The 14,960-nt window shown below is 44.5% G+C and carries 19 protein-coding genes; 17 read left to right on the top strand and 2 right to left on the bottom strand.

Going from position 1 to position 14,960, the window contains the following annotated elements:
- Window positions 1-49 precede the first annotated feature (49 nt).
- The 9 genes from LU290_RS07030 to LU290_RS06990 all read left to right on the top strand — a co-directional run bounded on the left by LU290_RS07030 (window position 50) and on the right by LU290_RS06990 (window position 4,939).
- A complete protein-coding gene (locus tag LU290_RS07030; protein ID WP_277807898.1) occupies window positions 50-793 on the top strand; it encodes a helix-turn-helix domain-containing protein in 744 nt (247 codons plus the stop codon).
- 14 nt (window positions 794-807) lie between these two features.
- Window positions 808-1,779: a hypothetical protein gene (locus LU290_RS07025; protein WP_277807897.1), complete on the top strand. Its 972-nt coding sequence runs from the start codon at window positions 808-810 to the stop codon at window positions 1,777-1,779.
- 8 nt (window positions 1,780-1,787) lie between these two features.
- On the top strand, window positions 1,788-2,102 hold the full coding sequence (locus tag LU290_RS07020) for an STAS-like domain-containing protein (RefSeq protein ID WP_277807896.1): 315 nt from the start codon (window positions 1,788-1,790) through the stop codon (window positions 2,100-2,102).
- Window positions 2,102-2,614, top strand: coding sequence for a hypothetical protein (locus LU290_RS07015; RefSeq protein WP_277807895.1), 513 nt, complete (start codon window positions 2,102-2,104; stop codon window positions 2,612-2,614). Before LU290_RS07020 ends, LU290_RS07015 begins: the two co-directional genes overlap by 1 nt.
- 92 nt (window positions 2,615-2,706) lie before the next feature.
- Window positions 2,707-3,555, top strand: coding sequence for a thermonuclease family protein (locus LU290_RS07010; RefSeq protein WP_277807894.1), 849 nt, complete (start codon window positions 2,707-2,709; stop codon window positions 3,553-3,555).
- A gap of 26 nt (window positions 3,556-3,581) precedes the next feature.
- A complete protein-coding gene (locus LU290_RS07005; RefSeq protein WP_277807893.1) occupies window positions 3,582-3,764 on the top strand; it encodes a YdcA family protein in 183 nt (60 codons plus the stop codon).
- A gap of 160 nt (window positions 3,765-3,924) precedes the next feature.
- Window positions 3,925-4,098 carry a hypothetical protein gene (locus tag LU290_RS07000; protein WP_277807892.1) on the top strand — a complete coding sequence of 58 codons (174 nt, stop codon included), beginning with the start codon at window positions 3,925-3,927 and terminating at the stop codon, window positions 4,096-4,098.
- The gene (locus tag LU290_RS06995) at window positions 4,098-4,673 is read left to right on the top strand and encodes an Nmad5 family putative nucleotide modification protein (protein WP_277807891.1); all 576 of its coding nucleotides are present in this window, start codon (window positions 4,098-4,100) and stop codon (window positions 4,671-4,673) included. The genes LU290_RS07000 and LU290_RS06995 overlap by 1 nt, the downstream gene beginning before the upstream one ends.
- Entirely contained in the window at window positions 4,673-4,939 is a 267-nt protein-coding gene (locus tag LU290_RS06990) for a pyocin activator PrtN family protein (RefSeq protein ID WP_277807890.1), read from the top strand. Before LU290_RS06995 ends, LU290_RS06990 begins: the two co-directional genes overlap by 1 nt.
- 10 nt (window positions 4,940-4,949) lie before the next feature.
- Here the strand turns inward: LU290_RS06990 and LU290_RS06985 are convergent, their stop codons facing one another.
- Complete coding sequence (locus LU290_RS06985; RefSeq protein WP_277807889.1) at window positions 4,950-6,098, bottom strand: tyrosine-type recombinase/integrase; 1,149 nt, start codon at window positions 6,096-6,098, stop codon at window positions 4,950-4,952.
- A 167-nt stretch (window positions 6,099-6,265) separates the two neighbouring features.
- Here LU290_RS06985 and dusA point away from each other — a divergent pair, with 167 nt between their 5' ends.
- Window positions 6,266-7,240, top strand: a complete 975-nt coding sequence (dusA, locus tag LU290_RS06980; RefSeq protein ID WP_277807888.1) for a tRNA dihydrouridine(20/20a) synthase DusA — start codon at window positions 6,266-6,268, stop codon at window positions 7,238-7,240.
- A gap of 29 nt (window positions 7,241-7,269) precedes the next feature.
- On the opposite strand, the gene LU290_RS06975 is transcribed toward dusA, so the two are convergent.
- On the bottom strand, window positions 7,270-8,016 hold the full coding sequence (locus LU290_RS06975) for a CPBP family intramembrane glutamic endopeptidase (protein ID WP_277807887.1): 747 nt from the start codon (window positions 8,014-8,016) through the stop codon (window positions 7,270-7,272).
- A gap of 399 nt (window positions 8,017-8,415) precedes the next feature.
- Between LU290_RS06975 and glmM the strand changes: the two genes are divergently transcribed.
- The 7 genes from glmM to nuoC all read left to right on the top strand — a co-directional run bounded on the left by glmM (window position 8,416) and on the right by nuoC (window position 14,852).
- Window positions 8,416-9,777 (top strand): phosphoglucosamine mutase, encoded by a 1,362-nt coding sequence (gene glmM, locus LU290_RS06970; RefSeq protein ID WP_277807886.1) that lies wholly within the window; start codon window positions 8,416-8,418, stop codon window positions 9,775-9,777.
- A gap of 320 nt (window positions 9,778-10,097) precedes the next feature.
- Window positions 10,098-10,766 (top strand): outer membrane lipoprotein periplasmic chaperone LolA, encoded by a 669-nt coding sequence (lolA, locus tag LU290_RS06965; RefSeq protein ID WP_277807885.1) that lies wholly within the window; start codon window positions 10,098-10,100, stop codon window positions 10,764-10,766.
- A gap of 227 nt (window positions 10,767-10,993) precedes the next feature.
- Window positions 10,994-11,599: an NADH-quinone oxidoreductase subunit A gene (ndhC, locus tag LU290_RS06960; RefSeq protein ID WP_277807884.1), complete on the top strand. Its 606-nt coding sequence runs from the start codon at window positions 10,994-10,996 to the stop codon at window positions 11,597-11,599.
- Between the two features lie 9 nt (window positions 11,600-11,608).
- On the top strand, window positions 11,609-11,767 hold the full coding sequence (locus LU290_RS06955; protein WP_277807883.1) for a hypothetical protein: 159 nt from the start codon (window positions 11,609-11,611) through the stop codon (window positions 11,765-11,767).
- Window positions 11,768-11,821: 54 nt separating this feature from the next.
- A complete protein-coding gene (locus LU290_RS06950; protein ID WP_277807882.1) occupies window positions 11,822-12,493 on the top strand; it encodes a NuoB/complex I 20 kDa subunit family protein in 672 nt (223 codons plus the stop codon).
- A 54-nt stretch (window positions 12,494-12,547) separates the two neighbouring features.
- Window positions 12,548-12,943 (top strand): GFA family protein, encoded by a 396-nt coding sequence (locus LU290_RS06945; protein WP_277807881.1) that lies wholly within the window; start codon window positions 12,548-12,550, stop codon window positions 12,941-12,943.
- 160 nt (window positions 12,944-13,103) lie between these two features.
- Window positions 13,104-14,852 carry an NADH-quinone oxidoreductase subunit C/D gene (nuoC, locus tag LU290_RS06940; RefSeq protein ID WP_277807880.1) on the top strand — a complete coding sequence of 583 codons (1,749 nt, stop codon included), beginning with the start codon at window positions 13,104-13,106 and terminating at the stop codon, window positions 14,850-14,852.
- Window positions 14,853-14,960 lie beyond the last annotated feature (108 nt).

Below are 14,960 nucleotides of genomic sequence, written 5' to 3'. Positions count from 1 at the left end.
CTTATCTTATCAAGTGGTAAGATAGTAAATTAATTAAAAGGTGGTAACTATGAGTACTTTTTCAGAGCGTTTGTATAAACTTAGAAAAGAAAAAAAGCTGGCTAGAGATGCGCTGGGTACTAAAATTGGCGTATCAAAAACCGCCATCAAAAACTGGGAAGATGGCGAAAATATGCCAAAGGTTGAACATGTACAAGCATTGGCAAAGTTTTTTGGCGTGTCTTTTGACTGGCTCGCAACTGGTGGGCAGAACGCCAAGCTTGTTGAGCCTATTCGCCAAAAGCTTGACATTGATATTCTCAAAGAGCTAAAAGATAAAATTGCAGCGATCGAAAACCGCAAAGTTGCACACTCCGAGGCGCTTGAACCCAGCAATGCACTGTCCATCAATAACCCTGTACCTGTGGTTGAATGGGTGGCAGCTGGGTCATGGTCTCATGCCAATGCGGTGATGGTGTATGATGCGTTTGATTATCTGCCACGCCCGTTTAATTTTCCTGAAAATGGCTTTGCGCTGAAAGTGCGTGGGGTGTCGATGATGCCTAAGTTTGAGCCGGGGGATTATATTTATGTTGATCCTAATTATGGCTTTTTGGAGCTTAAAAACGGCGATCTGGTCGTGGTGCGTGAGGGTGAGAATGACGAGGCGACATTTAAGCAACTGATTATCGGCGATACCGCCGAAGACATGTACCTAAAGCCGCTCAACCCTGATTGGCACGAACAAAAAATGGTACCCAAAAGCGAATGGGAGCTGGTGGGTAAGGTTGTCGGCAAGTGGGTGGCGTTTTGAGTGTTGGTAAAATTATGAAAAAAGCAAGACGAAGGGTGCGACATAATCAGCGACAGCAACGCAAGCGCTTTCAGGCTTATGACAATGCTAATTCGATGCATATTAAACTAAAAGGGGAGTTTAGTCTATTTGTTGGTGGTGAGCGACAAAAGATTTTAAAAATTATAGAGATAATTAAGTCTAAAGAGCACAAAAGATATTTGATTGATTTTAGTGAAGTGGCAACGCTCAATCCACTGACTTTTTTGTATTTGTACCATATTATTGATAAATATGGCTGTGGGCAATTTAAGACAATTGGTCCAAAATCCCTCATTCCTAGGGGTGTGTTTGAAAGATTTCGATTGACACAATATTTCCCCATGCCGCCTTGCCCTATCCATATCGCAAAATTACCTGAGATTGCAGGATGGGAGTGTTTTGACGGCACTACTGCTAATTTTAGTGATGCTATGCAGGCACATATACAGGAGATGCAAGACCGTCTGGATAAGCTGCTTTTCCAAAAGCTCATTCAAGGTATTCTTGGTGCTGTTGAAAATGTATCTCACGCTTATCCAGATAAGCCTGAGTATTGTAAATGGTTTTTAATGACAAATATTGACAATAAATCTATTTCTGTGGTAGTATCGGACTTAGGTGTATCTGTACCTTACACTGTTCAGTTTAACACCCAGAATCACTTAGTAGATTCTGCATCAATAAGTGATTCAGGCTTAATAAAACTTGCCACAAAAACTGACTATTCAAGCACTCAGATGCCAAACCGTGGTAAGGGTTTTAATGATATTTTTGAATTAGGAAATGCGGAACTAAAGGATTATGGTATCCGCTTTATTTCCACCATGATATTAAGCCGGCATGGTAGCTATGTTGTTGCTAGAGACCATAATAAGCAAATTGAGCATTCGTTAAATGGCCAGCTTGAGGATTTTCCCGATCGAATTGATGGGACGATCATTGCTTGGCATATTGCTTTGATATAGGATTGATTATGACACGCACAATTCAAGTGGCGAAAGATTTCGCACTTTTGCCTGCAGGGCGATATAAGAAGGATGGTAGTCATACTGGCGAGCATTTTCGTGAAAAGCTAAAAGACTTACTTAGCCAATCAAACGAATCCATTGAAGTAAATTTTGATGGTGTTTTAGGTGCGGGCTCCTCATTTTTGGAAGAAGCATTCGCAGGGTTGATTCGTGATGGCATCCTTGGTAAACAGGATTTTAAAAATAAAATTTGCATTATTGCCAACGAAAATCCAGAAATCGCCGAAAAAGTTCATCGCTACATCGAAGAAGTAAATTAGTGATAGAATATCTTGGCTTAGGTGTATCATTGCTATCCGTCATAGTTGCTTCTGGCATCTGTTATTATCAGATTAAAAAAAATCGACAGCTTGCCCTACTTAATGAGACGATTAAGCGCATGGAGACTATAGCTTTAATCGCTGCAGACTCGCTACAAAATCCTCATTCGTCTTATGAGGTGTATTTTTTGCATCGTCAAATTGCTAAAGCGAGTTTGGAGGAATTTTTAGGTATTGACAGTCATACTAAGCGGTGTGTAACTAAGATTAGCCCAAAACTGCAAAGTCATGTAGTTTCTAAGTTGCCCATGCGATGTATAAGATTTGTTCATAATCATCAAGAAAAAAAAATGAATATTTTAGATGATTATAATCAATGGGTGGAGTACTGTGAATTCCATAGCAACATTGAAAGCAGGCATGACTATAATCAGCAGCAATCATCCCAAGTACAGGGAGATATTTACATTAAATTGGCTGATATTATCCAAAAACTTATTGCAATTAAGTGATATTGATTATTTATTTTTTTCTGCAAAAAAACCGCCTAATAGGTGGTTTTTTCATAAATTGTATTTTGATGTTCAAATTCAAAGGAATAAATATGAAAAAACTGGTATTGGTGGCGGCGCTGGGCGCCATGATGATCGCCCCAGCGTCGGCGGACTGGAAAGAATACGCCAAGGATGCGGCGAAAGGTTTGGCGGTCGGCGTACTGCACGGCATATTTTCTAAGTCCGAGTCGTCACCATCTGTGGCGACTCAGCCTACCAGCACCACTCAGACAACCAGCGTTCAGAACATCTCATATACGCCGATGAAGGTCTATGATGTCCAGTGTAAAGTCGTGGGCGTGTCTGATGGTGACACATTCACTTGCCTTGATGAGCTTAACATACAGATCAAGGTGCGTATGAATCAGATCGATGCACCAGAGAGCGGTCAAGATTATGGCAGCGTCGCCAAACAGGCGCTTTCCGATCACATCTACGGGCAAAACGTTGGCTTAGTGGTGACAGGCACAGATAGGTATAGCCGCACTTTGGCGGAGGTGTACCGACTTTCTGACCATCAAAATATCAATAAAATGATGGTGCGTGACGGCATGGCGTGGGCTTATCAAGAATATCTCATCGACTTTGACTACGCCACCATTGAAAATGCCGCACGATCATCTGGCGTAGGGCTGTGGTCACAGCCAAACCCTGTCTATCCAAGCGCATGGCGTAGTAACAAAACCGCCAGCGTCCTGCAAGCGAAGCCAAAAAGTGCCACAGCTTCCCCTAAGCTCAACCAAGCGCTAAATAAATCACAGAGCGGCAAATGTGGCACAAAAAAGACCTGCGGTCAGATGTCTAGCTGTCAAGAGGCGAAATATTATCTCAATACTTGCGGATTGTCTAAGCTGGACAAAGATGGCGACGGCACGCCATGTGAATCTTTATGCCGATAATCTTAATTTTTCAAAAGGATGAAGTTATGAAAAAATTAATCACATTGCTTACTGTGAGCGCACTCTTGACAAGCCCAATGGCTTACGCCAAAGGCAATAAGCCTTGTAGCGGCAAGAAAGGCGGTATTGCCTCATGTACCTCCGGCGGTAAATTCATGTGCAAAGACGGCACCATCAGCAAATCCAAAAAAGTCTGCACAAAAAAATAAAAAGTTCGACCGACTAGCTAAAAACCACCCTATATGGGTGGTTTTTTATCCCCTTGGTAATTTTTTTACAAAAAAAGAAACTTTATTTACTTTTTTTATTGACAAATAAAGAAAGAAAAGTTACTATTATCACATGAAGTAACCAAGATGGAGTAAAATCATGCCAACCGTAAAACAAACCTGCCTATCTGCACTGGTCATCATCATGTCCGTGCTTGCACTCAAAGGCTGTGTCTCGATGTCGCTTGCCGCATGGGATAGAGCCTACGAGGGCGAACGAGCCAAAATCGCAGAATATCGTGCATTAGAGAAAAACGCCAAGGAGAATTACTAATGACCAGGATTACCAAAGATACCAAGGCTCTAATGATCGCCGAGCTACTAAAAAATGGCAAGTTCCAAGAAAATATCCGAGCCAAACACAAGGCTGTGGAGGCGGCGGGCGACGAGATTTACCAGCATATTTTTGGCAAGCATCTTGATGATATTAAAAAATTGCCTGAGCTACTCTTTAATCGCACAAGAGAGCTAAGACTGGAAGGTATTAAATCGTCTAAAAATTGTTTTTGGTTGCGTGTCTCACTGTCTGATTATCGTGTAGGTCTGGCGTTCGGGCCGGTTGTCGGAAAGAATTTTCACGGATTGACCGAAGATGATGAGATCATCAAAAAATATCTGGCGGCTTTGCAAGCTCATGAGGATGAGTGCGATAAGATGAACTATGCCAGAAGAGATGCGGAGGCGATGCTGGCTGGTGTCAATACATTTAAAAAGCTGTGGAAAGTGTGGCCAGAATCGCAATCTTTGCTCGGTAAATTTGAAAACCAAGGTAAGTCAAATTATCCGCTAGTGCCACAAAATATCGTGAATATTAATGCAGCGTTTGGGCTGCCTGTGGAGAATAATTGATGAATATGACGACCATGCAAATGCTTGCCATGCAATACGGCTTTAAGGCTTTGATACCGCTGGAGAATGTCGCTAATGACTATCTAAGCGACATCAGCAAGACCGAGCTGCACCGCAAGGCAAAAAATCAACAGCTTAATTTTGCTTGTATCAATACCGGCTCGGACAAGCGCCCAAAATATCTTGTACCGATTGAGAGCCTGGCTGGCTGGATTGATGCCATTAAAAATGAAGCAACATTAGACCATAAAGCCATGCACGCCTAACCCCAAAGTATCAGAACGAACCACGACCATGCTCGTGGTTTTGTTTTGCCTGCTCGATGGCATCTTCAAAATCAAGCACGGTGGGGCGACGCTTTAAGTTGGTGTAACGCTGCAAGCTACTCCAACTACGGTGCCCTGTCACTTGTTGAAGCTGGGGAATGGTGAGACCCTGTTCGGCAAGGCGAGTAGCGGCTTCATGGCGTAAATCATGGAAATTTAAGTCGTCAATACCTAGTATTCTACACGCATCAGTAAAAGATTTTGAGATGGTCTTGCTGTCTAACGGGATAAGTTTTTTGTCGTCGTAGTATGATGATTTTTGCATGCGCTTTTTGATCGCTGTATCTTTAAGAGCGTTGATGACTGATATGGTTTTTTCGGGTATCTTGACTTCGATGTGGTTTCCCTTTGAGCCTTTGGGGTTTTTCATGTCTCGTACCAGCCACCAGTAGCCATCTTCGGTGTGGGTTAGGTCATCTAGCAGCAGATTGACAATCTCTCCTTCACGCCGCGATGTGTATATCGCAAACCACATAATCAGGTGCATGGGGTAGACTTGGTTGCCACGCTGCCAAACAGCATAAAAGTAGTCGGTCAGTTGTTGTAATTCTTCATTGCTCGGCAATCTTGAGCGCTTGTCTGACCCCTTGATCTTTCTGGCGTAACGCAGCCCAAGCACCACTTCTTCAAAGCCTGCCAAATTGACATTCATACCCCAGACCATCTTAGCGTATCTTAACACGGCACGAATGGCAATCATGTCGCCTGTGAGCGTTTGCGGCTTGATTGTTTGCAAGCGAAACTCAGCGAAATTGGCAAAGTCTGCATTGGTCAGCTTGGTGAGATACTTGGCGCCGATGGCTTGCTTGGCGATGAATAATAGCCCCTTTTTGTGCGAACGCCCAAAATCTGCCCCCGCCTGTTCTAAGTAGAGGCTGATGGCGTCTGAAAAACGCATGTCGTCTTTTTGTTCGCTCTGATGGATGATGTCAGGGTTGAGCTCGATCTCGGCTTCTCGTTTTTTTAGCCAGCTTTCTGCCAAATTTCGCTTGCTAAAAGTTTTACTTTCGCTATACTTAACACCACCTTTGTTGATGCGTATTACCGCACGGTAGCGAGTTTTGCCCGATGTTGTTTGGCGTTCTGATATTGCACCCATTTGTACTGATCCTGCGTGGTAAATTTACACCATTTTTAATCGCATAAAAATGGTGTAAATATGGTACAACACACCAACAACAAAACGCAAGTAAAAACAAACAACAACAAGTAAAAACAAGCTGTATTTTTATATTATGTTATTGAAATAAAAGAGATTTTATATAAATGATTGATTTTAAAGAAACTAAGAGGGTATCAGTTGCTCCGATGATAGACTGGACAACCAGTCATTACCGCACCTTTGCTCGCCTGTTTAACCCTCATATTTATCTGTACACCGAAATGATCAGTACAGGGGCGATTTTAAAGGGTGATGCGGCGCATCATTTGCGATTTTTTGACAATGAGCCGCCTTTGGTTTTGCAGCTGGGCGGAAGTAGCCCCACTGAGCTTGCTCAGTGTGCCAAACTTGCCCAAGAGTATGGCTATACTGAGGTCAATCTGAATGTCGGCTGCCCGTCTGATCGTGTGCAGTTTAATAAGATCGGGGCGTGTCTCATGGCGGAGGCTCATCTTGTGGCGGACTGCGTCAAGGCGATGCAGGACGCTTGCTCTTTGCCCGTGACGGTCAAGCACCGCATTGGTATTGATGAGTTTGACAGCTATGAGTTCATGCGTGATTTTGTGGGGGCGGTGGCGAATGCTGGCTGCAATCATTTCATCGTCCATGCTCGCATTGCCCTATTAAATGGCTTATCACCCAAAGAAAACCGTGAGATTCCGCCGCTTCGCTATGACGATGTTTATCGCTTAAAACAAGAATTTCCAGAGCTTTTTGTAGAAATCAATGGCGGCATCAAGACGCTTGACGAAATCAAAACCCATTTAACCCAAGTGGATGGTGTGATGATTGGGCGAGAGTTTTATCACAATCCCATGCTTTTGGGATGGTGCAATGAGCTTTGGGGTGAGAGTGTGCCAAGCCATCAAGAAATTTTTGAAAAGCTTTTGATTTTATTGGAAAATTTTGAAAAAAATGGCACGCCTTTGACACAGGTAATGCGTCATTATTTGGGGCTATTTCAGGGTTTGACGGGCGCTCGTAAATGGCGGCAGTCATTAAGTGGTCAAAAATCATTGAGCCTAAGTCAAATTGAGAAGGCGGGCATGGCGGTGTTGGCGCTCAATGCAGATGGCTAAGGTTCGACTGGCGTTCTACCGCCTTTGGATTAAGCACTTCTTTGCAAAAGATAGACCAGCATCGCCAAGCCATTATTCATGATGTGCAGTAAGATGGGGGCGATGAGCGAGCCGGTGCGCACCTTGGCGTAGCAAAATATCAGCCCAAGACCAAACACCATGCTCATTTCAAGTAGCTCGTATTGTAAGTGAATGACGGCAAAGGCAAGGCTGCTAAGGACGCTTGCGATGATGGTGGCGTGCCTGCTCGTCTGCCAAGCGTTTTTTAGCGTGTTAAATATCGCCCCACGAAAGACGATTTCTTCATAAATCGGCGCCATAAACACCACCACAACCACCAAAAGTCCACGCCATGAGCCGTCCATGAGTGTGTCCATGAAGTCTGTGGGGTTCCGATTAAGCTTTCGGGTTAGTGTTTCGCTGATGACAAGATACAGCCCAAGCAGCAGCACGCACCAGCCAAAATCACGCCAAGCAAACCGCCTGACAGCCATCTGTAAATGCGCCACGGTGCCGCATGGCTTGGTGCGAGCATTTTTGAGCCAAAATACAGCGATGATGGGGGCAGTGAGACAAAGCGCTGTCGCCATCAAAGATAAGCTGACCACCAAGCTGTTTTCACTTGCCTGAAACACAGTCAAGCCAAACGCTCGCCCAAACCCCCAGACAAACAGCGTCTGTGCGACTAAGATTGCCACAGACAAAAGCACGCATAAGATGAGTGCGTAGATTTTTGACGGTGGTGGGCTGGGCTTTTTCATGATGGATTTTGTCATGATGGATTGGTGAGCGGTTTGGTTTATAAATCTTAAAAATCTTGAAAAACAACGATGATTGATGTCTGCCAAGATTTATTAAGATATGTCTTTAAAGCACATTATAACACAGCAAGCACGCATAAAAATTATGAAAAATCATGAAAATTCATGAAAAAACAACGACCTAAGATTGGTTAAATGACGGACAGACTACAAAATGAGCTTACAAAACCGATGTTAAGCAGTCGTGATAAACGCCTAAATGGACGGTCAATCATCAAAACTGCGCCAAAAATGAGCAGGCGTGTTATAATAATGGCAAAATAAAGGCAAAAATGCGTCTCGGCGTGGCTTTGGTGTATCACAAGCCTTAAAAAGCAGCGTATTTTGCTGTGAGTATTGATTTGGAGTAAGACTATGAGTTATTTTGGTACAGATGGCATTCGTGGTGAATTTGGTGTGTTTCCGATCACGCCTGACTTTTTGTTGCGCCTAGGCTTTGGGGCGGGCAGAGTGTTGGTGAGTCAGGTGGGCAAGTCCAAAAAACGCCCAAGCGTCGTCATTGGTAAAGACACTCGTCTGTCAGGCTATGTCATCGAGGCGGCACTGCAAGCAGGCTTTAATGCCGCAGGTGTGGATGTTTATCTTTTGGGTCCTTTGCCTACGCCTGCCATTGCGCATCTTGTCAAGAGTTTCCATGCGGACATGGGGGCGGTGATTTCTGCTTCGCACAACCCTTATCATGATAATGGCGTCAAGTTTTTCTCTCATGAAGGCAAGAAAATCTCTGACGAACTGCAAGAGCTGATCAATGTCGAGCTTGATGCTTTGGTGGGTAATACGGACGCTCGTCTGTCTCGTTTGGCGGGTATTAAGGCGGACAGTATTGGCAAGTCTTATCGTGTGGAGGACGCCAAGGGTCGTTACATCGAGTATTGCAAAGGCAGCTTTCCTTATCATTTAAATCTCAATACCCTAAAAATCGTCGTGGACTGTGCCAATGGCGCAGGTTATAGCGTCGCCCCAAGAGTGCTTAGAGAGCTGGGCGCTGAGGTCATCGCCATCCACAACACCCCGGATGGTATCAATATTAATGACAACTGTGGCTCGACTCACCCAGAAGCCTTGCAGCAAGCGGTCTTGGTGCATGGCGCTCATGTCGGCATTGCCCTAGACGGTGATGGCGACCGCATCATCATGGTGGATGAAAAAGGCGATATCGTCGATGGTGACGCCATTTTGTATGCGCTGGCAAATCATCATCAGCCTGCGGGCATTGTCGGTACTTTGATGAGTAATGTCGCCTTGGAGCTTGCCATGCGTGAGCGAGGCATTGAGTTTCATCGTGCCAAAGTGGGTGACCGCTATGTCATGCAGGATTTGGAGGCGCATGGACTGTCCATTGGCGGTGAGCCGTCAGGTCATATCCTATACCTTGACAAATCTCGCACAGGCGATGCTATTGTCGCAGGTCTACAAGTCTTGATGTGCATGGTGGAGCAGGGCGTGGCTTTGAGCGAGCTTACCAAAGGCTACACCCCTTATCCGCAGACACTCATCAATGTGCGCCTGTCTAAGATGTCAGATCCTTATGAAAATGATGAGCTTGTCAAGGTGTTTGCTGATGCAGAGGCTAAGCTGTCTGGCAAGGGTCGTCTTTTGATTCGTAAATCAGGCACCGAGCCTGTGATTCGTGTGATGGTGGAATGCCAAGACGAGGCGCTGTGCCAGAGTCTTGCCAAAGACATCGCTCAAAAAGTGCAAGCGGTACTGGGCTAATGTCATTGCCTTGTGCTGTATAAAAGGCGAAAAATTGTCCGCTGTTGGTTTTAAAAGGCAGTTTTTATAAAAACCTTGCCAATCATCATTTGATGGCGAGGTTTTTTGCTAATTTTGAAATATTTAGTAACAATTTGCCAAAATTGATGACCATTGCGCCAAAAATTCGCCAATCTGCAACAATCCGCCCTGTTTGGTTGCAAATTTCTAGTAGATTGCAACATCAAAAACTGGCACAATGCACCTGTCTTGATGAGACGACCATGCATCTTTTGGTCTTGTGTCGTCTTTTTACCATCCATTTAAATTGGGAGATAATAATGTCAAAATCTAATACCATGAAAGCTTTTGGTCTGTCGCTGTGCTTAGGTGCAAGTGCTGCCTTGGGTGTGGGTGCCGCCATGTTGCCAAGCGTTGCCATCGCTGCACCAGCCAGTCAGCAAACCGCCATCAAAAATCTAAACAACCTTTTGTCGGCGACCAATTCGATGACTGCTAACTTCACCCAGACCACCAGAGCGGGCAAAAAAACCACCAATTACAGCGGTACGATGGCAGTACAACGCCAAAACCAATTTCGCTGGCAAACCAAGTCGCCTGCTGAGCAGCTGATCGTTGCCAATGGTTCGACCATGTGGGTGTATGATCCTGACTTAAATCAAGTGATCAAGCAGTCCACCAATAATCAAGTCGGTGATTCGCCTGCCATTTTGCTTTCTGGCGACCCTGCCAAAATCGCCAACAGCTTTAATGTCAGCCAGCCCAATAGCAAAAAAAATTACTTTAAGCTGACGCCAAAGTCGAGCAATGCAGGCTTTAACGAGCTTTATATCAGCTTTAATGGCGGCAAGCCTGTGCAGATGATCGTCACCGATGTGGCAGGTCAGCAGACCACCATCCGATTTAGCAACATCAGCGTAAATAAGCGCATCAACGCCAGCCAGTTCAACTTCACCGCCCCACGAGGTGCAGAGGTCATCAGCCAATGAGTTGAGGTGTTTTTGCCTTAGAAATATTTTATTACAAAATCTCAAGCATCATTTGCTTGGGATTTTGTGTTTTTGTATTCCTGTTTATTGGCAAAACTGATAAAATAATCGCTATCTTTCATAAGTATTGTGTCAAATTGTGGTATAATGCGTCAAAATTTGGGTGTGTCAGAAGGTTTTGACCATCCTTGAATTCTTTATTCAAAAAAATCACGCAGGGGTGATTTATGCCAGCCGAATGGTCAGCCATTATCTATTTGCTAGCCGCACTGGGGCTAGTGGTCTTTATGCTAGTCGTGCCTCGTCTGTTGGGCGGTCGCTCATCAGGTTCTCAAAAACATGAAAACTTTGAAGCTGGGGTGGTATCTGCTGGTACCGCCCGCATTCGTTTGTCCGCTAAATTTTATTTGGTGGCGATTTTTTTTGTGATTTTTGATTTAGAAGCGCTGTATTTGTACGCTTATTCGGTCAGCGTGCGAGAAGTTGGTTGGCTTGGCTTTACGGCGGCGGCAGTGTTTATTGCCATTTTGTTTATCGGTCTGGTCTATGAGATGCGTCTTGGTGCGATGAACTGGGCGCCTGCTGACAAACGCAAAAAACAGCCACGCATTTTGTCTCGTCCTGCCGATTTTGATTTGGCAAGCATCACCGCATTTACCACGATTGACGATTTGCACACCGACCCCACAGGCAAGGTGCCTGCCCAGTCGTCTGGCAAGGTTTTTGCAGGACGAAAAGACTTGCAAGCGGTGCTTGAAAAAGACAAAGCTGACATGGCGAACATCGACCACATCAATGATACAGGACGAGTGACCACGCAGAAGTTTGATTAGGGATTATCAATGACATTCGGCAGCTATCGAATTAGCACCATTTTTTTGATGCTTGCCATCGTTTTTTTTGTGATGGCAATCACCCTTGAAAACTCTGCCTTTATTGGTTCGGTGGTTGTCTGCTTGATTTTTGGTGCCAAGAAAGTCAAAGATGTGCCAAAAAAATAATCAAGATGCTTGACAATCCTAATTTAGTAAATACTCAACTTACATGATATGACCATGAAATACACTCTAACCCGCCCAAACGAGCAAGGCAACCAATATCCGCACACCACACGAGAAGTGGTGGATGACATCACGCAAGCAGAAATCGACAAAAATGTCTTTATGGCAAAGCTTGAAGACCTAACGCACGCCGCCGCCAACTGGGGGCGTAAAAACTCGCTGTGGCCGTTTAACTTCGGTACAAGCTGCTGCTATGTGGAATACGCCACGACTTTGACAGGCGTGCATGACTTGTCTCGCTTTGGGGCGGAAGTCATTCGTGCATCTCCCCGCCAAGCTGATGTGATGATTGTCGCGGGGACTTGTTTTGTCAAAATGGCACCGGTCATTTTGCGTCTGTATGAGCAAATGCTTGAGCCAAAATGGGTCATTAGTATGGGTGCGTGTGCCAACTCTGGCGGTATGTACGACATTTATTCGGTGGTGCAAGGCGTGGATAAAATCTTGCCTGTCGATGTGTATATTCCGGGTTGTCCGCCACGCCCAGAAGCGGTCATTCAGGCATTGATGCTACTACAAAACTCCATCACGCACGAACGCCGTCCGCTGGGCATTCATCTGGACGAACAGGGTATTATCCAGCCAGTAATGACCCCAGAGCGGGATAGAAAAAATGCGGAAAGGATTGCGGTAAAAAATCTAAGAAGTCCTGATGAGGCGTTTTGATTTTTATATTAAATGTTAATTAAAAGATTAATACAATATGGTTTAAGGGGAAATATGAAAGGTCAATGTTTATGTAAAGCCGTTACCATTGAAACGGCGGATAATCAAGAATTGCACGCTTGCCATTGCAATCATTGCCGTAAATGGGGCGGTTCAGCAGGTTTTACAACGATGGTACAAGGCATAAAAACCAACAATGCTGATAATATCGCCAGTTTTCAATCTAGCGAATGGGGCGAACGAGCCTTTTGTAAAACGTGTGGCACGCATTTGTATTTTCATCAATTAGGCACGGATAATTATTATCTGTCAGCAGGATTATTTGATGATGTGAAATTTGAATTAAAATCACAAATCTTTATTGATAAAAAGGCGTGTTATTATGAGCTTGCCAATGACACACCAAAATTAACCGAAGTCGAGTTTATTGCGATGGTAACAGGTCAATAATTGGATTTGATTAAGGTAAGGTGCTTAATAAAAGCACCCTACCACCTTAATAAAATAATGATTAAAATATTTAAAAATGTATTTTTTTATCAGAATAAATTTTTAAACATTTTATCACACAATCATCATAAGATGGCAACTCTCTGATAAGTTGGAAATTATGAGCATTAACCACATTCACGATTTTGAGATTTTAAACGAGCTTAATGCTAAGTTTGAGAACCTAACCATTCAAGAAACCGTAGATGGCATTCCGACCGTTTGGGTGGATAAAACCCAAGTGCTTGATGTGCTTTTGTATTTGCGAAAGCTACCTAAGCCTTTTGTGATGCTCGTGGATTTGTCCGCCATTGACGAACGCTTGCGTCAGCATCGTTATGGCTTGCCAGCAAGTGATTTTACGGTGTTTTATCACTTGATGAGTTTGGAGCGAAACAGCGACATTCGTATCAAGGTTGCATTGGCAGAAGGCGAGAGCATTCCGTCTGCCACACAAATTTATCCAAATGCCAACTGGTATGAGCGAGAAGTGTGGGATATGTTTGGCGTGGTGTTTGACGGACATCCGCACTTGACACGCATTTTATTGCCAAAATACTGGGAAGGACACCCACTTCGTAAAGAATATCACGCCCGTGCGACCGAGTTTACGCCTTATTTTTTGAACACCGCCAAACAGCAGTTTGAACAAGAAAATCTACGATTCGTCCCAGAAGAGTGGGGCATGAAACGCTCGGGTCGAGATGAGGACTTTATGTTTCTAAATATCGGTCCGAACCACCCGTCCGCACACGGTGCGTTTCGCCTTGTCTTACAGCTTGATGGTGAGGAGATTGTCGATTGTATCCCTGATATTGGCTACCATCATCGTGGGGCGGAGAAGATGGCAGAACGCCAAACTTGGCATTCATTTATCCCTTATACCGACCGCATCGACTATCTGGGCGGTGTGATGAATGAGCTGCCTTATATTATGGCAGTCGAAAAATTGGCTGGCATTACCGTGCCTGACCGTGCCAATACCATTCGCATTATGATGAGTGAGTTTTTCCGCATTACCAATAACCTTTTGTACTGGGGTACATTTATCCAAGACGCTGGTGGTATGACGCCTGTGTTTTATATGTTTGCCGACCGTCAAAAGGCGTATGATGTCATCGAAGCGGTAACGGGCTATCGTATGCACCCTGCGTGGTTTAGAATCGGTGGTACGGCTCACGATTTGCCAAATGGCTGGCAGCGTCTGGTGCGTGAATTCCTTGACTGGATGCCAAAACGCATTGATGAATATGTCAAGGCGACCATGACCAACACCGTCCTAAAAGGGCGTACCCAAGCTGTTGCCCAGTACGATGCCAAGCACGCACTGGCGTGGGGCGTAACAGGGGCTGGTTTGCGTGCTACCGGTATTGATTTTGACCTACGAAAGGCTCGTCCGTATCTGGGCTATGAGAATTTTGAATTTGAAGTGCCGGTATTCTACAATGGCGATGCTTATGACCGTTGTTTGGTAAAAATTGAAGAAATTCGCCAATCACTTCGTATCATTGAGCAATGTCTAAATAATATGCCGTCAGGTGCGTACAAAGCCGAGCATCCACTGGCTGTACCACCGCCAAAAGACCGCACACTCCAAGACATCGAAACCTTGATTAACCACTTTGTCTCCGTGTCGTGGGGACCTGTGATGCCAGCAGGCGAGTCTGCGTGTATGGTAGAAGGCGTAAAAGGTCTAAACAGCTATTATGTCACATCGGATAATTCAACGATGAGCTATCGTACTCGTATCCGTACACCAACCTTTGCTCATTTGCAGCAGATGCCAAGTGTGATTAATGGCTCGCTTGTGTCAGATGCGATTATTTATTTGGCAAGTATTGATATTGTCATGGCGGATTGTGATAGATGATGTTTAATGGTGTGTGGTGTGTAAGGTGCGTATCACGCACCCTTACAATACCAAAATCAACAACAAATTGAATGTTGTTTTTAATTTAAATTTATTAAAGTTAAAAAG

The sequence above is a fragment of the Moraxella nasibovis genome, from assembly GCF_029581575.1.
Lineage (GTDB): Bacteria > Pseudomonadota > Gammaproteobacteria > Pseudomonadales > Moraxellaceae > Moraxella > Moraxella nasibovis.
The sequence above is the reverse complement of the archived record's forward strand: the minus strand, read 5'-3'. Positions and strand labels throughout refer to the sequence as shown.